Below are 21711 nucleotides of genomic sequence, written 5' to 3'. Positions count from 1 at the left end.
TCCAGAGGAGGAAGCACAGCAATGAGTATAAGGAAGAAACTTAGCAACAATTGGCAGTTCTGCAAGCAGCCGCTTCATACAGGGCTCGCGGAGGCCGCCGCAGATAACGGATGGATGCCGGTTACGCTGCCGCATGACTGGCTGATCTATGATACCCGTAACCTCTATGAGAACGGAGAGGGCTGGTACCGCACCAGCCTCCGCTTCGATGAAGTGCCTGATGATGAGCTGGTGTCCCTGCGTTTTGAGGGAGTGTATATGAACTCGGCACTATATGTGAACGGGCAGGCGGCGGGGGAGTGGAAATACGGATATTCTACCTTTGAATTTGACATTACCCCGTACCTGATAGCGGGAGAGAATGAGATATATATGCGTGTGATTCACGAAGCCCCCAATTCCCGCTGGTACTCCGGGGCCGGAATCTACCGGCCGGTCTGGCTCAAGACGACGCCGAAGACCCGTATCGCCGCTGACGGGATTTATATTGTTGCCAGAGCAGGAGCGAGCGGGTCCTGGACAGTGGATGTAGATGCGGAGCTGTATCTCTCTGAAGAAGCTGCGGCACAGGGTACGAGGCTGAGGCTGCGGCACAGCCTTCTGGATGCGCAAGGAGCGGTAATTGCCGGGCATACCACGGAGGTGCCTGTGCAGGAGGGGCTGACCGTATATAGCAAGAGCCGTCTGACGGTGGATCAGCCCTTGTTATGGGATATTTGCAGTCCCAATCTCTATAGCCTGCAATCGGAGCTGCTCGCAGAAGATGAGGTCATTGAAACGGAGAAGGAGCACTTCGGCTTCCGGACCCTGGAACTGGACAGTGACAGGGGCTTCTTCCTCAACGGGCGTCATGTCAAAATAAACGGAGTCTGCCAGCATCATGATCTGGGCGCTCTGGGGGCTGCCGTGAACAGGGCGGCTCTGCGCCGCCAGCTCGTCCTGCTGCAGGAGATGGGAGTCAACGCCATCCGTACCGCGCATAATATGCCGGCTGTAGAGCTTATGGAGCTGGCCGATGAAATGGGGCTGCTGATCGTGTCGGAAGCCTTCGATATGTGGGAGCGCAGCAAAACACCTTATGATTACGCACGGTTCTACCCGCAGTGGTGGAAGCGTGATGTTGCCAGCTGGGTGCGTCGCGACCGGAACCGTCCTAGCCTGCTGATGTGGAGTATCGGCAATGAGATCTATGACACTCACGCAGATAGCCGGGGCCAGGAGCTTACCCGGGAGCTGCAGGCTGAGGTGCTGGCCCATGATCCGCAGCGCAATGCGTTTGTTACCATCGGCTCTAACTATATGCCCTGGGAGAATGCGCAGCGATGCGCAGATATCGTTAAGGTGGCAGGCTATAACTACGCGGAGAAATATTACGGGCAGCATCACAAAGAGCATCCGGACTGGATCATCTACGGCAGTGAGACCTGTTCGACGGTGCAGAGCCGGGGAATCTACCATTTCCCGCTGGCCCAGTCTGTGCTGGCCGATGATGACCAGCAGTGCTCTTCCCTCGGGAATAGCTCGACCAGCTGGGGGGCCAAGAGTACAGAGGCCTGCATCACCGCTGACCGGGATGCGGGCTTCTCGCTGGGGCAGTTTCTCTGGACAGGCTTTGACTATATCGGGGAGCCTACTCCGTATCACACCAAGAATTCGTATTTCGGGCAGCTGGATACCGCCGGTTTCCCTAAGGATTCCTACTACATCTATCAGGCGGAATGGACAGATTACCGTACGCATCCGATGATTCATATCTTCCCGTACTGGGATTTCTCCCCGGGCCAGCTGATTGATGTGCGTGTCTGTTCCAATGCTCCCCGTATGGAGCTGTTCGTGAATGAAATCTCGCAGGGCATTGTGGAGATTGATCATGCCCGCGGACACAAGCTGCTTGGAGAATGGCAGCTGCCTTACGCGGACGGTATCCTGCGGGCGGTGGCTTATGATGAGCAGGGGGAGATCGTTGCTGTAGAGCAAATCTCCTCTTTCGGAGATGCGGCTTCGCTTGTTCTTGCTCCCGACAAGCGGGTAATCACAGCAGACGGCACAGATCTTATCTTTGTAACGATCAGCACTCTGGACCAGGAGGGACGCCCGGTAGCGAATGCCAATAACAGGGTTCATCTCAGTATTGAAGGTCCGGGACGGCTGATTGGCCTGGATAACGGGGACAGCACGGACTATGATTCCTACAAGGGAGTAAGCCGCCGGTTGTTCAGCGGTAAGCTGCTGGCAGTGATTGCCGGAACACTGGATGCCGGTATGATTACCCTGCGGGCAGCTTCTGAGAATCTGGCTTCTGCTGAGCTTACCCTGCAATCGGTGCTTCCAGCACCGGGAACGGCCGCCGAAGATGAGCTTTATCTGTACGCGTATAACCCGCTGGAGGCGGATGCTGCATCCGGGTATCCGGAGAGCGCCCGGGATAGAGAGATCCCGGTCCGCAAGCTGGAGATTATCTGTCCCGAAGGCAATGTTCTGACGCCGGAGCAGCCGTCGCTTCCAGTCCGCGTCAGGCTTCATCCGCAGGGTGCCTCGTGGCAGAATGTCGAGTGGCGGATCACCAATGCCGCCGGGATTGATACCAATATTGCCACGATTGAGACGAATGGGCATGAGGCGGTAATTACGGCCTTGGGAGACGGAGAGGTGTATATCCGCTGCGGAACAGCCAATGGCGCTGACGGGATACGGCTCTATTCACAAATGGAATTCAAGCTGACAGGACTGGGTCAGGCCTATCTGAATCCGTATGAATTTGTCTCCTCCGGGTTCAGCAGCGGCCAAAGCCGGAATCTGACCAACGGCAATGAACGGGGGGTCGCCACGGCCCGCGAAGGGGAGAGCCGGATTTGCTTCGAACGGATCGACTTCGGGGATTATGGAGCCGATGAGATCATTCTGCCGGTCTTCTCGCTCGATGATCAGGAATTTCCGATGGAGATATGGGAAGGTATACCCGGAGCGCCTGGTGCCGAGCGGCTCACCACTGTGACTTACCAGAAGCCATCCCGCTGGAATGTATATCAGGAAGAGCATTATACGCTTCCCAGACGGCTGACGGGCATCACCTCTCTGTCCTTCGTGGTGCGCAAGAAGATTCATCTGAAGGGCTTCTCGTTTGTACGTAAGCCTAAGGCATTCGAGCGTCTGAATGCGCTGGCCAACACTGCGGTCTACGGGGATACCTTCACTATAACGGAGGATGCCGTCGAGGGAATCGGCAACAATGTGTCGCTTATATTTGCCGGAATGGACTTCGGAGCAGCGGAATGCTCACGGCTGGTCATCTGCGGACGCTCGGCGCTTGCGGGCAATACCCTGCAGATTCTGTTCAGCGGTTCCGGCGGCGAAACGAAGCAGCTGATCGAATTCGCCGGAAGCGGCAGCTACACGGAGCGTGAATTCAGCCTGGACATGCCGGTCAGCGGCAGCCTGACCGTCACCTTCCTGTTCCTGCCGGGCAGCCGGTTTGACTTCAAGTGGTTCCAGTTCCTGCCGCCGTCACTCTAGAATCTGCACTATCCGGCGATCCGCCAGCGGATGGTCTAAGGACAGGCAACAGCTTTCACTGCGAATAAGGGATACCGCAAATAGCCGGGTGGTTGGCGTTTGCGGTATCCCTTTTGATTGTGAAGCGGGATCTGAGAAGAAGCCCGGGAGCTTCCTGTCAGCCGTAGTCCTTCCCGTCATCGTCTGCTTCACTTATCCGCACCTCTATAAGCTTCATTGGACTGAAGGCACGGACCGTATGTCGTTGTCCCCTGGCTATGGTATAGCTACCGCCCGCAGCTGCAGCGGATGCGTGTCCATTCACGCTTACCTCTCCATGACCGGACACAATCATCCAGGTCTTGGCGGAATGCGGACAGACCCTTTCAGATATGTCATGGTCCGCCAGCAGGGTCAGCATTACCGTAATGACAACTCCGGGGCCGCCCGACTCACGGTCAAGGACAGTATAGCTGCCCCAGCCCGTTTCTCCATACCGCATCTCCTTTGCTGAATTCTCCATCAGAATATCCTTGATGAGGTTTGCTTCCTTCCTGCCGGCGATCAGGATGCCATCGGGACTGGCTACGGCGACTATACCGGGGACACCAATGACATGCAGCGGTATCCCCAGCTCGTTAATAAGCTGACTGTTCCCGCATTCTCCCCATAGCCCGCCTTCTCCAATGACCTGTGAAGGCAGCCGGTCCGTCAGCGTATCCCAGCTTCCCAGGTCGGACCATTCGCCTTCATGTCTTACGACGACAGCTCTGGTGCTGCGCTCCGCCACTTCCTTGTCGAAGCTGCGGACCGGGAGCCCCGGATACAACGCGGTCAATGCCGCGGATTCGGCAGGCAGCCCCAGCCTCTCCAGATGCTCCAGCAGGAAGCTCAGCCGCGAAGCGAATACCCCGCAGTTCCATAACGCCTGTTGTCGCATCAGCTCCCGGGCTCCAGCCACATCAGGCTTCTCTGCAAAAGATAATACCGGAGCATACACGCCGGAGTCACCCTGTGCCGGGACGATATAGCCGTATTGCTCCGAGGGATAAGCAGGCCCTGTTCCAAGCAGGAGGAGCTCAGCTTGCGAGGCGGCCAGGATATCTTCAAATTGGTGAAACTGGCGGAAGAAGCCGTCATCCGCGAACATATCGGCCGGAGCGATACAGACGATGTCCTCCGGCTGTGCCTTTCCGGCAGCAAGCAAGTGCAGGGCGCCCAAGGCGGCTGCAGTGAAGGTGCCGCGCTTGCAAGGCTCCCCGATTACCGGATATCGGCTTCCTGTATACCGCTGTGTGAGGGCGGCCTGCTCCTGGTGTGCTACCAGGAGCAGGGATTCGTCCAGTCCGGCATGAGCGAGCTGACGGCATACCCGCCCGAGCATGGACTCCGTGCCCCCGTCCGGTGCAGGAAGCAGCTGCAGGAACATCTTGGAGCGGATGCTGCCGGACAGAGGCCATAGCCGCTGGCCGGAGCCGCCGCACAGAAGGATAGTATGCATCACTTTGCGTGCCTCCTTAGGGCTTGCCCGGAGTGGAATATCCCTTGCGCTGATGGAAGGAGAGTGAACGGTAAGACCCGGCATACTTCTGAATCTGCGATTGCGTCAGGGAGCCTGCCGGGATCTTCAGCGATTTATTCTTGGCGTTCTTGAGCAGCACGGCGGTGCGGTTTCCGCTGTACACGTAGTTGGCATAGGTCTCGAATTCGGAGAAGCCGAACTGTCTCTTCTTGTTGATACTGCGGATAATGGCGGCATGCCAGGACATTCCGTGCCTTGCTTCAATGGTTCGTTTGAGACTGGCCAGCTTCGCGGACTCGAACAGCATATAGTGGGTGACACAAGATTTGGGAGCGGAGGCAGCGGCACCAAGCAGCTTGCGGTAGGTGCGGAAATACTCCGGCTGGCTCCAGTTACGGCAATAGAAGATGCTTTTCCCGCCGGAACGGAACCGATGGGGACGAATGAGCACCGTATCCGCATCAACGACCAGGAAATATTTCTCGCGGCAGATATGATCCCCGTTCATCTTAAGCAGCTGCTGATACAGCCAGCCTGAGCGGTTCCAGCGGGTGGAGGAATAGCGGATAGCTTTTTTAGTGAACGGCAGGACGGTGGTTTCATTGACAAAAACACAGCTTTTGCGGGAGCACAGTTGTCTGATTCTACTGTTATTCGGCGAGACAATGTAGATATTGCTGATAGGGTGCTGGACATAACGACGAAGACTATCAATCACATAAGGGAGGGTGGCGAGATCTTTTTCGATAGCAGGAATCAGGATGTCGATCGAAGGAGCACTTGAGGTCACACTTACCGTAGCAACGGACATGGATTCATCTCCATACATATATTGACATTTGAGCGTCTTCACTAGGGTATGCCTGGGGAGCGGCAGTTGATAGGGCCATCATCCTGATCAAGTTAATCTTTCCGTACGGGACAAATGATATATTCAAGGGCAACTCCATCGGCATAGGATACAGTGAATATGTAATTATATGTAAAAAAGGGAGCGCTGGCTCCCATCCCGGACAGGAGAGTGCATAAGTGACCGCCAAAAAGGTTCAGTCAGGACAGAGCAAATGGTATAAGACACAATTGCTGCTTAAGAACGAGTGGATTAAGTCCTTCATCCCCGATACCCGGAGAATGAGCAGGCGCAATCTGGAGCAGATGATGCACAGTTACGGAATGATCTATATCAAGCCGGAACGGGGAACGTATGGCATTGGAGTAATCCGCGCGGAGCGGAGAGAGCAGGAGGGATATACGTACCAGTATGAGGAGACCCTCCGCCGGTTCACTACCTTTGAGGCTTTTCATCACAGTCTCGTGAAGAAGCTCGGTAAGAGGAGTTATCTGCTGCAAAAAGGCGTCCATCTGCTGAAGCATAACGGGCGCCGTTTCGATATCCGGGTGATGGTGCAGCTCAGTCCCAAGGGGGTCTGGGAAGCTACCGGGATTATCGGCCGGCTCGGGCATCCGCGCAAAATTGTGACCAATTACCACAGCGGCGGCAAACCGACCGCAGTGGAGCATTTGCTCTCCACCCATCTGTCTGCGCAGCAGCTTGTGCAGCTTAAGGGGGATATGAACCGGCTGGGCACACGCATAGCGGTACAACTGAAGAAGACTTTTCTACATCACCGGCAGTTCGGTGTAGACATTGGACTAGACCGCTCACTGAAGCCGTGGATTATTGAAGTGAACATGAATCCCGATCCTTATATTTTTAATCAGCTCAAGGATAAATCCATGTACCGCAGAGTGATGCGGTACCGGCGTTATGGCTTGAAGCATTAGTACGGCGTACCAGAGGTTGGCTCCCGGCATGCACGGGGTCCGCCTCTGGTATTTGCCGTTTCGAGAGGGCCCCAGTTTAAACTCAGTTTACATTCCGGCTGTACATTCAGACTACAGCAGCGCAATGAAGAATGCCGGAAGGAGGAGAGCCGGGTCTGCTTCGGTACCTGGATAGTTAGAACATTGACAGTTAGAGTTCTATGTATTATATTTGACTTATTACTTAGAATTCTATCTAAAATGAAAAGGGGACTTGAACATGACTGAACCCATTCTGCATACACCGTATTCCGATTTGTTCCGTGAGATTGGCCTCAAGCTTAAGAGCTCTGCCGATGTCCGGCTGAACGAGCTGGGACTGAATTCCGCGCAAGGCCGGATGATCGGATATATCTATGAGAATCAGGACCAGGGCGTGATCCAGAAGGATCTGGCGGAGCAGTTCAAGCGGCGGGGAGCCAGCATCACCAGCATGCTCCAGGGTCTGGAGAAGAAAGGCTACATCGCCCGCGTCACCGATGAGAAGGACGAGCGGCAGAAGCGGCTTACCGTGCTGGAGAAAGGGGTTGTCCTGGTGGAGGAGTTCAACCAGATGTTCGCGGAGGTGGAGGCAGGAATTACCCGTCAGCTCACCGAGGAGGAGGCAGCCACCTTGCTGAAACTGCTGTCCAAAGTCAATCAAAGCCTGTAATTACGTATGGAGGTATTAATTATGAAACAAGAAGTGTCCAATCAATATTACCTGGAGTCCGCTCCAATGAAGAAGGCGATCTTCCATTTGTCGGTTCCCATGATGATCGGCATGTCAGTCGGAACGGTCTACAATGTGATCAATGCGTATTTCATCGGCCTCCTGCATAACACAAGTATGCTGACGGCAATTACACTGGGCTTGCCGATCTTCACCGTTCTGATGGCTTTCGGTAACGTGTTCGGGGTAGGCGGCGGAACCTTCGTCACCCGGATGGCCGGGGAGAACAATACCGCAAAAGGCAAGCAGATCGCCGGATATACCTTCTATGCAAGCATTATTGCGGGCCTTGTTATCGCCCTGCTGGCCATGTTGGCCATTAACCCGCTCACGCGGCTGCTTGGGGCGGATGCGGCAACCTTCGGCTACACGAAGACCTATGCCCTGACGCTGTTCGCCGGCGGCTTCGCGGTCGTGCTCAACTTTGCGCTGGAGCAGCTGGTCCGCGCGGAGGGGGCGTCGAAGGAGTCCATGTATGGTATCTTTATCAGCACAGCGCTCAGCCTGATTTTTGATCCGCTATTCATTCTGATCCTGGACTGGCATGTCGCCGGTGCGGCGCTGGCCATGTGCCTGGCTAACCTGGGGTCTGCGGTCTATTATCTCTATTACCTGGAGAAGCGGAGCCAGAATCTGCGGGGATTCCTGAAGCAGTTCAGAATATCCCTGCAGGATCAGCTGGAGATCTATAAGGTCGGCATCTCTGAGCTGCTGCAATGCGCTTTTCTGATCGTGTCTACCCTGCTGCTTAATAACTACTCCATCCAGTATGGTGAGAATGTGGTAGCCGGGTTCGGGGTAGCGCTGAGAATTGTGCAGATTCCGGAGTTCCTGTCCATGGGGCTGTTCCTGGGCCTGATTCCGCTCTTCGCCTTCAGCTATGCCAGCAAGAACAGGGCCAGACTTACCTCCAGCATGAAGTACGCCTTCAGTTATATTGCGGGCATCTCGTTAGTATTTGTAGCCCTGGTCTTTTCATTCAGAGGGCCGGTCCTGCATCTGTTCTCCAGCGATAACTCAGTGATCGGCATGGGAACCTATATCCTGGGGGCGATGCTGGTATCCGCGCTGTTCAACGGGTTCACCGGTCTGTTCATGAGTATCTTCCAGGCTACAGGCCAAGGCGCACAGGCCGCAGTTGTCGCGGTTACGCAAGGTGTACTCTATATTCCGGTCATTATCCTGCTGCATCAGTTCTTCGGCCTGCACGGGGTGATCTGGTCGATGACCATTACCGAGGTAATTACAAGCCTTCTGGGAGCAATCCTCTTCATCGGCTTCAACCGCAAGCTACGGAAGCTGGGACAAGAGGGCAACCCGCAGAATGCGGTCCCCGCTCCAGCTGGACAGGTGTAACCGGAGCAGATAGCGGGATGCTGCGTGGGGGTGTGAGGAAACGTAGGTAGTGTGTTGGGAGTAGAGTTACTGTGAGGGAATGTAGATAGTATGTAAGGAGTAGAGTTACTGGGAGAAAAAGTAGATAGTATGTAGGGAGTAAAGTTGCTGGGAGAAAAAGTAGATAGTGTGTAGGGAGTAGAGTTACCGTGTGAGGATCATAGATATTAGAAGCATACAGCGTGAGGTGAGTGTAATAAGAGTTGCTTCTACCGTGGAAGGCAGGTTCGGTCAAGTATTCCGGTAACAACGCGGCTGGGAGTCCTGCTATCCGCCACTCACCTGACTATTAAGTTGATATCCGGACACTCATCCATAGTGTCCATCCAAAAAACCTTGAATCTTCAAGGTTTTTTGGTGTATGGAAAAGTTAATTGTCTTTCAAAGTTTATAAGTCCAATTTAACTAACGAACTTCCCATATCGAGAGGGATAAATCCCTCTGAATCCGCCGAAAGTGGGCAGAGTGGGGCAAGGAGAGGGATAAATCCCTCTGAATCTGCTAAAAGCAGACGGTAGGCGGAAATGAGGAGCACTAGTGCACCTGAATCTGCAGAAAGCAGGCGGTAGGCGGAAATGAGGAGCACAAGTGCACCTGAATCTGCCGAAAGCAGGCGGTAGGCGGAAATGAGGAGCACAAGTGCACCTGAATCTGCCGAAAGCAGGCGGCAGGCGGAAATAAAGAGCACAAGTGCACCTGAACGCATCATCATCGACCCAACTCCGGCATAGCTAAATCCTGATACTTTATAGTAAAATGAGATAAATTTGAACACAGAGGAGTTACTGTATGCTGGACGTTAATGAAATTCAGGCGCGGATTCCCCACCGGTATCCGTTTCTCCTGGTAGACCGGATCACCGAGCTTGATGAAGGCAAGCGGGCGGTCGGGATTAAGAATGTGAGTATAAACGAACCGTTTTTCCATGGCCATTTCCACGGATATCCGGTGATGCCGGGCGTATTGATCGTAGAGGCGCTGGCCCAGGTAGGCGGTCTAGCCATGTCCAAGCAGGAAGAGAGCGGAAGCACAATCGGACTGCTCACGGGAATCGACAACTGCCGTTTTAAGCGTCAGGTGAAGCCGGGGGATCAGCTGCGCCTTGAATTTGAAGTGACCCGGGTCAAAGAAATGATTGTCAAAGGAACCGGGACCGCCACAGTAGACGGTGAACGGGTGTGCGAAGCTGAAATTATGTTTGCGTTCGGCGGGCAATAATTAGCGGAAAAGGTGGCTGAACAACCCTCATGACAAAAAGTGTTGTATTTAAAACGGTTTCATGCTATTTTATAAACTATAAAAACGTTTTTATTGAAGAGGAACAATGATATGGCAAAGATAACGATCAAAGACGTAGCCAGAGAAGCGGGGGTCTCCATCTCCACGGTCTCGAACGCCTTGAATGATGTGGATGTCCTCAATCCGGAGACCAAATCCCATGTGCTGAAGGTCGCCCAGCGCCTGAATTATGTTCCGAACCTGAACGGCAAGCTGCTGAAGTCCGGTACCACCAAGATGCTGGGGTTCTTCACCACAAGTGTGTCAGGCCCGTACTTCTACAAGCTGGTAGAGTCGATGGCCCGTCAATGCGACCGCCAGGGCTATGGCCTGAATGTATTTGTCACCAAGGACAAACATGTCATTATGAGCAATATTCTCGGACGGCGTGTGGATGGTGTCATTATCTATGAAGAGCTGGGCATTGACGAGAAGGACATTGCCGCCATGAAGAAAGACAAGATTAAGGCGGTGTTTCTGGACCGGGTGCTGGAAGACGAGGGGATGGGCAGCATTATTTTTGATTCCTACGAATCCGGCTATGAGGCGACGAAGTATTTAATCAGTCTTGGGCATAAGAACATTGCCTATATCTCCGGCGTAGATACGATGTTCGACAGCGTGCAGCGGCGTGAAGGTTACCTGGCGGCGCTCCGCCAATATCAGCTCCCGGTGGATGAGGATTATATTATTCAGGGTTATTTTGAGGAGGATAGCACCTATAATGCCGTGAAGTCCTTCATCCGCGTGCATCCCGAGAAGTTACCCGACGCCTTCCTGGCTGGGAATGATATCAGTGCGATGGGCTGTATTCAAGCGCTTAAGAGCTACGGCTATGAGGTCCCGCAGGACGTTAGTGTGATGGGCTTCGATGATATTGACATTGCCCCCTATTACTCGCCGCCGCTCACGACCGTACGGAATCAGATTGCAAGGCAGGGGATGCTGGCGATCGACCATCTGGTCCGGATGATTCAGGAGAAGGAGCAAGGCGCCGTGCAGAAGCTGCAGGGTGAACTTATCGTAAGAGGCTCAAGTCATGTGAAGCTGGAGCGGAAGGACCGCACTTAGCGTGCAGGAATGGTGTTAACTACATGAATAGCAGGGGGATTTTTCTGAAAGATAAGAATTTATATGCTTCGCGCAATAAATCTTGCTTTTCTTTCTCGCTGAAACGGATGCCATCCTTTTGAAGGTCGGTGCAGGCGTTTCTGCTTGCCCAAAAATAAAAACGTTTTTATTGAACCGGACATTTGCATGACCATTTCTTGATTGGGAGGGGAGAAGAACATGAGTAAAACAGCTCCAGCACCTTCAGCTTCAATACCGCCGTCCGCCAAGAAGTCTATGGGGCAGCGGATCAAAGAATTTGCAAGCGATTACAAAAGGCAGTGGGAGATTCAGTCGATGGTGCTGCCGGGCATTATTTTTATGATTATTTTCTGCTACATACCGATCTATGGCCTCAGCATCGCCTTCAAGAATTACACGGTCATTGATACGCTATCAACCGCACCCTGGGTGGGATTGGATAACTTCAAGATTATTCTGTCAGACGAATATTTCTGGGATGCGGTCGTGAACACCCTGGGGATCAGCTTCCTGAAGCTTGGGATCGGGTTCATCATTCCGATTATTCTCGCCATCATGATCTACGAGCTGAGTATGGGCCGCTTCAAAAAATTCGTCCAGACGATCTCCTATCTGCCGCATTTCCTGTCCTGGATCGTACTCGGCGGGATGCTGATCACCTGGTTCTCCACCTCAGGCCTGTTCAATGAGCTGCTGCTGAATCTCGGGCTGATCTCGAAGCCGTCCAACATTCTGCTAGATGCAGGCAAGTACTGGTGGATTGCCACACTGTCCGATATCTGGAAGGAAGCCGGATGGGGCACGATTCTGTATCTGGCGATTATGGCCAAGATCGATCCGACCTACTATGAAGCGGCCAAAATAGATGGAGCCAGCCGGCTCCGCCAAATCTGGAATATCACCCTTCCGAACATGAAGCCGATTATCAGCCTGAATCTGATTCTGACGGTAAGCGGTCTGCTCGGCTCGAATCTGGATCAGACGCTGGTTCTGATGAACTCCCAGAACCGGGCCAAGGCTGAGGTTATCAACTCTTATGTATACCGCATGGGGATGACGCAGGGAGACTTCTCTTATGCCACAGCCGTGGGTCTGGGTGTCTCGATTGTGTCGGTGATCCTGCTCGTAACAGCCAACAAAGTCACCAGTAAATTGAACGATAATCAATCGGTGTTATAGAGGGAGGTCTTTGTGTGAATCGAAAGGTGGTTAAAGAAGATCTCGACAGCCGGATCTTTGATGCGGTCAATATGATTGTACTCAGTGTGTTCATGGTTATTATCCTCGTTCCCTTATGGAACGTTATTATTTCATCGCTCAGTTCAGGCAAGGCGCTGGCCGAGGGAGGATTCATCTTCTGGTCCAAGGAATTCTCCCTGGAGAATTACCGGGCGGTATTTAATGACAGCAGCATCGGGCAATCCTTCATTGTCTCCGTCGCCAAAACGCTCATCGGGGTCATCACCCATGTGTTCTTTTGCGCCATGATCGGCTACGGTCTCAGCAAAAGATACATCCGCGGCCGCAAGCTGTATGTGGCGATGGGCGTCATTACGATGTTTTTCTCCGGCGGGATGATTCCGACTTATCTGCTTATTAAATCCCTCGGTCTCCTGAACAGCTTCTGGGTGTATATTATCCCGGCATTATTCAGCTATTACGACGTTGTGATTCTGATGAATTTTTTCCGGAACGTCCCGGATTCGCTGGAAGAGTCGGCTAAGATCGACGGCGCAGGCGACTGGCATATTTTCCTCAAAATCTTCATTCCGCTATCCATGCCCGCTATGGCCACGATCGCCCTGTTCAACGGGGTGGGGCAATGGAACGACTTCATGACCACGAAATTATATATCACCGATCAGGCACTGTACCCGCTGCAGATGAAGCTGTATGAGATTATTGTGCAGTCACAGACCCAGTCCATGCAGAACATCGGCGGCTCCGTCGTAATTGAAACCACCACCAAAGGGGTTCAACTGGCAACCATTGTCATTACTACCCTGCCGATTGTTGCGATGTATCCCATTCTTCAAAGATACTTTATCTCCGGCATGATGGTGGGGGCAGTCAAGGAGTAGGGCAAGGAAGTCAATTTAATATTATAGGGAGGTATATCAATGATTAAGATGAAGAAGTTCCCGGGTCAAAAGAGTCTGAAGCTCGCGCTGCTCCTGCTCTCGGCTATGCTGGTTGTGGCAGGCTGCAGTTCAAACGGCGGCTCCAAGAAAGCCAGCGAGGTGTCGATTGAAGACCGCTACACAGCAGACCCGGAGACCCCGGCCTGGAAGCTGGATAAGAAGAGTGAGACTACAGAATTAACCTGGTATGTCAACGCGGACTGGTGGAATACGGACTTCGGCAAGGATGTTGTAACCAAGAAGATCAAAGAGGATCTGAACATCAATATCAAGTTCATTACCGGGGACGATACCAAGCTGAACACCTTCTTCGCAGGCGGCGATATGCCGGATCTGCTGACGATCTTTGACTCGAATTCTCCGGTTGTGCAAAAAGCCGCTACCTGGGCGCTACCGCTGAACGAGCTGGCTGAGAAATATGATCCGTATTTCAACAAGGTGGCTGCTGCCGACACCCTGAACTGGTTCCAGCTGAAGGACGGCAAAACCTATGGCTATCCTAACTATTCCAATACACAGGCCGATTATGACAGCGGTAACATTCCGGCTAAGACGGCTTTTGTGATCCGCAAGGATGTCTATGAGGCGCTGGGCAGCCCGTCCTTCGGGACCCCGGAAGAATTCAAGCAGGTGCTGAGCGAGATCAAGGCCAAGTTCCCGGACATGATTCCCTTCGGCTTCAATGCGATTGGGGAGGGTACCGGCTCGCTGGGGGATGTACTGCAGGACTTCATCGGGGTTCCGCTGGAGACCGAAGACGGCAAGTTCTACAACCGCAATCTGGATGAGGATTATCTGGCCTGGCTGCGGACGCTGAATGCGGCTTACAGAGACGGGGCGATCAGTGATGACAGCTTCGCAGATGACGGCACAGGGTTTGAGGAAAAGGTGAAATCCGGTAAATACGCCACAATGCTGCTCGATGGTACACCCCAGCAGGGCGGGAACCTGCAGATTTTCATGAGTGCCAATCCGGGAAAAGAGTATATTGCCATCGACGGCCCGCAGAGCACAGTAGGACATCAGCCTACCCTTAATCAATCCGGTATTACGGGCTGGATGATCAGCTACATCACCAAAGACTGCAAGGACCCGGCCAAGGCGATCCAAATCTTCACGTATCTGCTGAGCGAAGAGGGACAGAAGCTGATGAATTACGGGGTTGAAGGCGTGACCTACAAGACCAATGCTGACGGAACGGTTGAACTGATGCCGGAAGTGAAGGATCTGCAGCTTAACAATGCGGATAAGTTCAAGAAGGATTACCGGATGGGTGAATTTATGTTCTTCGGACATGACCGCCACAAAGCGCTGAGCAAGGATGCCTTCCCTGAATCGATCAAGCAAATGCAGGAATGGGGCAAAGGCAAGCTGAAGCCGCATTTCATCCTGGAGAATATCAATCCCGATCAGGGGACGGCAGATGCCCGCGGCCTGAGCGCGATCAATACCAACTGGAACACCTCCATGGTAAGTATGATCCGTGCGAAGGACGACGCGTCCTTTGACAATACCTTGGCTGAGTACAAAGCCTTCCTGGATAAGAACGGCTGGGATAAGATCGTGGAGGTCCGCAGCGGCAAGATGAAGGCCAACAAGGAGAAGCTGGGCATTCAATAAGCGAGGCGCAGGAGGGAGGAAAAGAACATGCGGGATATTATCATGTATCAGTCCAGCGGAGAAGATGAGCTGTTTGTGGAAAAATCCGCAGCAGAGCCGCCGCAGATAGCTGCTGAAGCGGTTACGGTCACCGTTGAGATTGATGCGGGCCAGACTTATCAGGAGATGGATGGCTTCGGGGCATCCTTCACCGATTCGGCTGCCTATCTGATCCATCAGGTGCTTGACGAAGCACAAAGAACAGAGGTCATGAGCAAGCTTTTTCATCCGCAGGAGGGCATCGGCCTGTCCTTCCTGCGGAATCCCATGGGGGCATCGGATTATGCCAGATCGGTCTACAGCTATAATGATCTGCCGGAACAGGAGACCGATCCTTCGTTGGAACGCTTTTCGATCGCCCATGATGAAGCAGACATTATTCCGTTATTACAGCAGGCGCTGAAGCTGAATCGGGAGATCAAGCTGATGGCTTCGCCCTGGAGCGCACCGGGCTGGATGAAGACCAGCGGCTCGATGATCGCCGGGCAGCTGAAGCCGGAGAATTACCGGGTGTATGCCGATTATTTTGTCCGCTATATTCAGGCCTTCGCGGCTCACGGATTGCCTGTCTACGCCGTTACCGTGCAGAATGAGCCGCTCTACGAACCGCATCATTATCCGAGTATGCTGATGCTGCCGGAGGAGCAGCTGGAGTTCATCCAGAGAGAGCTGAAGCCAAGCTTCAGGAAGCACGGGCTGAATACGAAGATCTTCTGCTACGATCACAACTGGGACCGGCCGGACTATTCGCTGACTGTTCTTGAGCAGGCCGAAGCCGAAGTGGATGGTGTAGCCTGGCACTGGTACGGCGGCGCTCCGGCCGCACAATCGGAAGTGCTGGCGGCTTACCCGGATACAGAGGTGCATTTCACCGAAGGCTCCGGCGGGGAGTGGATTCCGCCATTTGAGCAGGCATTCTCCAACGTGATGCGTACAGGAATAGAGATCCTGCGGAATCACAGCAAGTCGTTCGTACTCTGGAATATGGCGCTGGATGAACAGAACGGCCCGGCTGTTCCCGGCTTCGGCAAAAGCACCTGCCGCGGGGTGGTGACGGTCAACCAGCAGACCAGGGAGCTTACGTATACCCTGGACTACTATGCGCTGGCCCATTTCAGCAAAGTCATCCGGCCCCGGGCGCTGCGCCTCGGGACCACCGCCAGCCATGAGCAATTGCGCTCCGTTGCCTTCCGCAACAGGGACGGATCGGTTGCGGTAGTCTTGTTCAACGATGGAGAAGCGGAAGAGACTGTAGCCGTGAAGCTTCAGGGGGAAGAGATGCTGACCTTCTCCATGGCTCCGAAAAGCGCGGTTTCGCTGAAGCTGAGTGAGACGCAGGTATAGGGGACAACAGTGAGGCAAGGACAGGGATAAGGGCAAGGATAAGGGCAAGGACAGGGATAAGGGCAAGGATAAGGGCAAGGATAAGGGCAAGGATAAGGACTGAGACAAGGACAAGGACAGGTACTCCTAGGGATAGGACGCCTGTCCTTTTTTTTAGGCGGCCGTCTGCGTTAAGATGAAGGCAAATACGAAGTTATATGCCAAGAGGAGTGATTCAGCCAGTGAATACAACCAAGCTTTGTTTCATCGGGGCAGGCTTCCATGCCGCCACGAATATCTATCCTGCGGCGGTGGAAGCGAAGGCGGAGATTCAGGCCGTTGCAACCCGCAGTATGGAGCGTTCGGCAGCGGCGCTTCAGCGTTTTGGCAGCAGCGGCAGACCTTATGAGGATTATACGGCCATGCTGGAGAATGAAGATTGTGACGGAGTTGTGGTTGTGGCCCAGCCCGGGGATCAGCCTTCACTTGTGCTGGACTGTCTCCGGGCCGGCAAAAATGTCTATGTAGACAAACCGCTGGGCTGGAATGCAGCGGAGGCGCTGGGGCTGGCAGAGGCTGCGGAGCAAGCCGGGGTTGTCCTGATGGTAGGCTTTATGAAGCGGTATGCCCCGGTCTATATGAACTTGAAGCAGCTGATTGACCAGAAAAGTCTGGGTGCCGCCAGATCTTTTCAGGTGAAATTCGCAGTGGACAGCACCCCCTTCTGCAAGGATGAGGAACAGTTTATTAAGCTTGCGGCTATTCATATGGTTGATCTGATCCGTTATTTGTTCGGGGAGGTTATTCAGGTGTCAGGCATGTCAGGCAGCAGCGGGGAGTATATCTCGATGAGCCTCTCCATGAAGTGTGCCGGCGGTGTGGTGGGCAGTATCTATTTCTCCGGCATGAGCGCCTGGTCCAGGGAGAGCGAGAGTGTGCTGGTTACGTTTGACGAAGGCTTTGCCGCGGCTGATGAGATGAACAGACTCACGATCCATAGATCATACGCTGGTAGCACACTGCCCTGGCAATCGCTGGCTGAAGAGGATACCGTCCTGTCACCTTCGGCATCTGCAATGTCCGGCGGCCTTAGGGACTTATACCTTCGCGGTTTTGTGGGGGAAATGGAGCATTTCATGGATTGCTGCCGGAAGGGGCAAGCACCGCTCTCCAGCGGACGGGATAATGTACAGACGATGGAGCTGTGCGGACGGATATTGTCAGCGCTTGGCCCGCAGAGAGAAGAAGCTGCAAGATTTTCAAGCTAAGCTGGTTTACTCATACCAAAGGGATGCCCCCGCAGCCGTCGTATGGCCCGGGGCATCCCTTTTCCTCAGATCGCGGTTAGAAGCTTACTGGGTGCCCTTGCTGCTAAAAATATCCGCGATTTCATCCAGCAGCCGGTCGAGCGTGATCGGGTCATCGAAGTTATACTTGCTGTCGAGCGTGTACACACGGCCTTCCTTGACGGCAGGAATAGCTTGCCATAGGCCGCTGTCCATAAGCGCTGTCTGTCTCGTAACCGTCTTGCTGCTGGTGTCCGTCAGGATGAACATATGCGTGCCTATATATTGCGTCAGTACCTCATCGGAGATAGTTGCGAACCGTTCATTGGCATCAATCAGCTTCTGCACGCCTTCACCAGGCTTGAATCCGAGCTGACCGTACAGCGTTTCGTTCAAGCCTTTGTTGCCCATGATGTACAGGTCGGAGCCAAGCACCAGCAGAGAGGTTGCGGTTTCGCCTTCCGTCAGGTTGAGCTGCTTCTTCACGGAGGCAACCTTCGCATAATAATTATTGAACCAGGTATCCGCCTGTGCTGTAAGGTCAAACAATTCAGCGATTTGACGGACACGTTCTTCGGTCGGGAAGGTGCCGTCAAGTCCAACAACCACGGTCGGTGCAATCTGGCTTAACGCTTCAATCCCGGCTTCGTCCCAGTCGTCGAAGATGATCAGGTCCGGGGATAAGGCAAGGATCTTCTCAGGTGAGAAAGGATAGCCGATATCTTCAATACCTTCGAGCAGATCGGGGTAAGCAACCTGTGTCCCGATGACACTAAGTGAAGCTCCCTTAGGCTTGACCCCAAGCGCAAGCAGATCACCCGGATTGCTGCCGACATACACGATGTTCTGGGGATTGGCGGGAATTTCGACCTTCCGTTGTTTGTAATCCGTATACGTCCGCGTTGTGGCCACAGCTTCCGCCGCAGACGGGCTGGCCGCAGGAGATTCGGTTGCTTCAATTGTTGCGGCGGCAGTTAGAGCAGCGGTTGTCGTGTTATCCGGCTGGCCGCAGGAGGCCAGGATGAATGCCAAGAGAAGCAGGGTTAACGGAAGAAACAATTTCTTGATAGTTGGCATAGGTGAGGCTCCTTGGGTGTTTTATGGCTTAAATGAATATGATAATCATTCTCATTTAATTATAATAGAGAGGAACAAGAGAGTTGTCAATCCTCAAGATTGCCTGATCTGACGGATAAGGCGTCTTACTCTTTCTATCAACAGTCTGCTGGAAAAATCCGGTATAAGCTGATTTATTAGCAAATGACAGCATTGGCGGCTGTAAGATGATAGAATGATAGTTATAGTCTTCTACGGGGAGTGAATTTCTTATGAAAAAGATTGCGGCCGGATTCATTGCCGGAGCGATACTGATGGTGGGTGCGCAGGCGCTGGGCGCTTCTGCAACGCTTGTAGGAAAGGCCATTCAGGCGGAGTATATCGTGAAGGTGTACGGCAAAAAGCTGGCCGATTCGGCCATCGTCATTGACGGCAAAAGCTATGCGCCTGTTCGTGCAATCGGCGAATTGGCCGGATTCCAGGTAACAGTAGCGGGCAAAACGATCAGTCTGGATGATAAAAAGGGATCGGCCCCTCCGTTATCCGACGAGAAGAGCTCCCTGGTCGGTCCTGTGCCGGTGAGTACACCTGATCCTGCCTTGAATGTGTCCAAAAGCAAAATTGAGCTGATCGACGCCAGGATTGACTCCGTTGTCAGTAATATCCTGACTACCAGCAGTCTGCTGAAAGCGAGTCCCGGCAATGCCGAGCTCAAGCAGAAGCTGGAGCAATATAAGGAAGAATACGCTGACCTGCTGAAGGAAAAGGATCAGGAGCTGCAGAAATAAGCAGCTGCCAAGCAGAAGAGAGTAGCGCACACAAAGGAAGCAGGACCGATGCTTCAGGAAGGTCTCCTCTATGGACAGCACGCGGGTGCCCCGCAGCCATGAATGATTGATTATTCATGGCTGCGGGGCATTCTTTTGGGTATGCTTTGCTTGATGAATTTCTTCCACCGGGATATAAGAACGGATATAAGAACGGATATAAGGCAGGATATAAGACTGGCTGGAAGAAAGCGCTATACAAATTTTTATAACACGTGTTATAATCTCTCCGAGGTGCTAATATGGGCAAAAAAAGAGTAACCAGCTTTGATGTAGCTAAGCGGGCGGGAGTGTCGCGCAGTGTAGTCTCTGCGGTGCTGAATAATACGCCGGGCATAGGGGTTGGAGCAGATACCCGCGAAGCTGTGCTGGAAGCCATCCGGGAGCTGAACTACCATGTGGACGCCGGAGCGCGCAGCATGAAGACTGGAAGAAGCATGACGTTAGCCGCTTATGGAGATACCCGCCATCCATTGTTCACCCGCTTGCTGGAAGGCATGCAGCGGGAGTGTGAGCAGAGCGGGTATCATATTCTGCTCTGCTCGCCGCGCCATAAGGGGAACGCTGAGGGCAGGGCCGAGCTGCTGGAGCTGTATCATCGTCGAAAGATCGACGGGATTGTGACCCTGGATCATACCAGCTACCAGGATGAGGAGTGGGCATCCCGCATAAATAGCGCCGGAATCCCTTATGTCTCCGTCGAGGGATATGCCGAGGTACCCGGGGTGTACTCAGTACTCGCTGATTATTCAGGCAGTGTGGAGACCGCTTTGAATTATTTAATGCGGGAGGGTACACCACAGCACTTGGGGCCGGTCTACGCCGAGGTATACCATGAGCTTGAAGAGGATAACTGGGCGGAGCGGAACCGGCGCGAGGCCTACACGGGCTGGTGCAGCGCACATGGATTCGAGCCGCTTGTGATTCGCTTGGAGGAACATGGCGATGGATGGACAGAGTGCCTGCAGAGGCTGGCGCCGGATGGCGGGCAGGGACTCGCGCGGGATAGTCGTCAGGGGCTGGTGCGAGATAGTCGTCAGAAGCTGGTGCGGGATAGTCATCGGGAGCTGGAGCGGGATAGTCGTCAGGAGCTGGAGCGGGATACTCGACAGCCCTATGCGCCGCTCCTGGTCAATTGGTCGAGTGCGATTCCCGACCTGTACCGCGCGGCTCATAAGCTGGGCCTGCGGATTGGTGAAGACCTGCGGCTAATGGCGGCAGATAATACGATTCAAGGCCATCGGCTGAGCCTGCCGTCCCTAAGCTGCGTAGAAATTCCATACGTCAGTATGGGAGAGGAGGCCGTGCGCTGCCTGCATACGCAGATGAACGGGGGCAGCGAGAGAGTACAAGTAGACGGTGGCAGCGAGAGAGTGCAGGTGGACGGGAGCAGCGAGAGAGTGCAGGTGGACAGGGACGGCGCGAGAGTACAGGTGGACTGGGATGGCGCCAAAGAACAGGTGGACAAAATTTGGCTGCCTGCGGTACTACGGGCAGGAGAAAGCGCGTAAACGCGCTTGAAGCACGGTGGCAGCAACTCTAGCCTTGCAGCAGGAGCCGCTGCTGGATGGACTGAAGCTACTATAGTCTGCTAGGTGCCACCCCCTTCTTAGGTGGAGGGGATCCTCTGGAATTAGGCTAAAGGCGGAACTGAAAGGGATAAATCCCACTGAAAGCGCCAAAAGCGGGCTGGAACTAGAAATGAGAGGGATAAGTCCCATTGAATGCGCCGAAAGCGGGCTGGAAGCAGAACTCAGAGGGATAAGTCCCATTGAATGCGCCGAAAGCGGGCTGGGAGCGGAAATGAGAGGGATATATCCCACTGAATGCGCCGAAAGCGGGCTGGAAGCGGAAATGAGAGGGAAAAATCCCATTGAATGTGCCGAAAGTGGGCTGGAAGCAGAAATGAAAGGGATAAATCCCACTGAAAGTGCCAATAAGTGGACTGGGAGTGGCGATGAGGAGCAGAAGTGCACCTCAATCCGGCCAAAGCGAGCGTCAGGCGGGAAAGAGGAGCAGAAGTGCACCTCAATCCGCCAAAAGTGATCGTCAGGCGGAAATGAAGAGCAGAAGTGCGCCTCAATCCGGCAAAAGTGATCGTCAG

17 protein-coding genes are annotated in these 21711 nt (G+C 53.6%); 13 read left to right on the top strand and 4 right to left on the bottom strand.

Annotated elements, in window-relative coordinates:
- The first annotated feature begins 21 nt into the window (after window positions 1-21).
- Window positions 22-3513 (top strand): glycoside hydrolase family 2 TIM barrel-domain containing protein, encoded by a 3492-nt coding sequence (locus tag KDC22_RS22350; protein ID WP_211720358.1) that lies wholly within the window; start codon window positions 22-24, stop codon window positions 3511-3513.
- 157 nt (window positions 3514-3670) lie between these two features.
- Here KDC22_RS22350 and KDC22_RS22345 read toward each other — a convergent pair whose 3' ends face one another.
- Together KDC22_RS22345 and KDC22_RS22340 are read right to left on the bottom strand one after the other, a co-directional pair.
- Window positions 3671-4993 carry a sugar phosphate nucleotidyltransferase gene (locus tag KDC22_RS22345; RefSeq protein ID WP_211724139.1) on the bottom strand — a complete coding sequence of 441 codons (1323 nt, stop codon included), beginning with the start codon at window positions 4991-4993 and terminating at the stop codon, window positions 3671-3673.
- Window positions 4994-5009: 16 nt separating this feature from the next.
- Entirely contained in the window at window positions 5010-5825 is an 816-nt protein-coding gene (locus KDC22_RS22340; RefSeq protein ID WP_211720357.1) for a DUF6492 family protein, read from the bottom strand.
- A 218-nt stretch (window positions 5826-6043) separates the two neighbouring features.
- On the opposite strand from KDC22_RS22340, the gene KDC22_RS22335 reads away from it, so the two are divergent.
- The 3 genes from KDC22_RS22335 to KDC22_RS22325 all read left to right on the top strand — a co-directional run bounded on the left by KDC22_RS22335 (window position 6044) and on the right by KDC22_RS22325 (window position 8906).
- A complete protein-coding gene (locus tag KDC22_RS22335; protein WP_211720356.1) occupies window positions 6044-6799 on the top strand; it encodes a YheC/YheD family protein in 756 nt (251 codons plus the stop codon).
- Between the two features lie 259 nt (window positions 6800-7058).
- Complete coding sequence (locus KDC22_RS22330; protein ID WP_211720355.1) at window positions 7059-7490, top strand: MarR family winged helix-turn-helix transcriptional regulator; 432 nt, start codon at window positions 7059-7061, stop codon at window positions 7488-7490.
- Between the two features lie 21 nt (window positions 7491-7511).
- Complete coding sequence (locus tag KDC22_RS22325; protein ID WP_211720354.1) at window positions 7512-8906, top strand: MATE family efflux transporter; 1395 nt, start codon at window positions 7512-7514, stop codon at window positions 8904-8906.
- Window positions 8907-9333: 427 nt separating this feature from the next.
- On the opposite strand, the gene KDC22_RS22320 is transcribed toward KDC22_RS22325, so the two are convergent.
- Window positions 9334-9720, bottom strand: a complete 387-nt coding sequence (locus KDC22_RS22320; protein ID WP_211720353.1) for a hypothetical protein — start codon at window positions 9718-9720, stop codon at window positions 9334-9336.
- 14 nt (window positions 9721-9734) lie between these two features.
- Between KDC22_RS22320 and fabZ the strand changes: the two genes are divergently transcribed.
- The 7 genes from fabZ (at window position 9735) to KDC22_RS22285 (ending at window position 17706) form a co-directional block, all read left to right on the top strand.
- Window positions 9735-10163: a 3-hydroxyacyl-ACP dehydratase FabZ gene (fabZ, locus tag KDC22_RS22315; RefSeq protein WP_211720352.1), complete on the top strand. Its 429-nt coding sequence runs from the start codon at window positions 9735-9737 to the stop codon at window positions 10161-10163.
- A 111-nt stretch (window positions 10164-10274) separates the two neighbouring features.
- Window positions 10275-11294, top strand: coding sequence for a LacI family DNA-binding transcriptional regulator (locus KDC22_RS22310; RefSeq protein ID WP_211720351.1), 1020 nt, complete (start codon window positions 10275-10277; stop codon window positions 11292-11294).
- A 219-nt stretch (window positions 11295-11513) separates the two neighbouring features.
- A complete protein-coding gene (locus KDC22_RS22305) occupies window positions 11514-12494 on the top strand; it encodes an ABC transporter permease (RefSeq protein WP_173129850.1) in 981 nt (326 codons plus the stop codon).
- A 14-nt stretch (window positions 12495-12508) separates the two neighbouring features.
- The gene (locus KDC22_RS22300) at window positions 12509-13396 is read left to right on the top strand and encodes a carbohydrate ABC transporter permease (RefSeq protein ID WP_173129847.1); all 888 of its coding nucleotides are present in this window, start codon (window positions 12509-12511) and stop codon (window positions 13394-13396) included.
- Window positions 13397-13444: 48 nt separating this feature from the next.
- Complete coding sequence (locus tag KDC22_RS22295; RefSeq protein WP_425517070.1) at window positions 13445-15076, top strand: type 2 periplasmic-binding domain-containing protein; 1632 nt, start codon at window positions 13445-13447, stop codon at window positions 15074-15076.
- Window positions 15077-15103: 27 nt separating this feature from the next.
- Window positions 15104-16459: a glycoside hydrolase family 30 protein gene (locus tag KDC22_RS22290; RefSeq protein WP_211720349.1), complete on the top strand. Its 1356-nt coding sequence runs from the start codon at window positions 15104-15106 to the stop codon at window positions 16457-16459.
- Window positions 16460-16680: 221 nt separating this feature from the next.
- Complete coding sequence (locus KDC22_RS22285) at window positions 16681-17706, top strand: Gfo/Idh/MocA family oxidoreductase (RefSeq protein WP_211720348.1); 1026 nt, start codon at window positions 16681-16683, stop codon at window positions 17704-17706.
- Window positions 17707-17790: 84 nt separating this feature from the next.
- On the opposite strand, the gene KDC22_RS22280 is transcribed toward KDC22_RS22285, so the two are convergent.
- Complete coding sequence (locus tag KDC22_RS22280) at window positions 17791-18801, bottom strand: ABC transporter substrate-binding protein (protein WP_211720347.1); 1011 nt, start codon at window positions 18799-18801, stop codon at window positions 17791-17793.
- 251 nt (window positions 18802-19052) lie between these two features.
- Here KDC22_RS22280 and KDC22_RS22275 point away from each other — a divergent pair, with 251 nt between their 5' ends.
- Both KDC22_RS22275 and KDC22_RS22270 read left to right on the top strand, forming a co-directional pair.
- Entirely contained in the window at window positions 19053-19568 is a 516-nt protein-coding gene (locus KDC22_RS22275) for a hypothetical protein (RefSeq protein WP_173129830.1), read from the top strand.
- A 281-nt stretch (window positions 19569-19849) separates the two neighbouring features.
- The gene (locus KDC22_RS22270; RefSeq protein ID WP_211720346.1) at window positions 19850-21118 is read left to right on the top strand and encodes a LacI family DNA-binding transcriptional regulator; all 1269 of its coding nucleotides are present in this window, start codon (window positions 19850-19852) and stop codon (window positions 21116-21118) included.
- Window positions 21119-21711: the final 593 nt, after the last annotated feature.

Source organism: Paenibacillus tritici (assembly GCF_018207515.1).
GTDB lineage: Bacteria > Bacillota > Bacilli > Paenibacillales > Paenibacillaceae > Paenibacillus_AQ > Paenibacillus_AQ tritici.
Note: the sequence above shows the minus strand (reverse complement) of the source record. Positions and strands in the feature narration are given on the sequence as shown.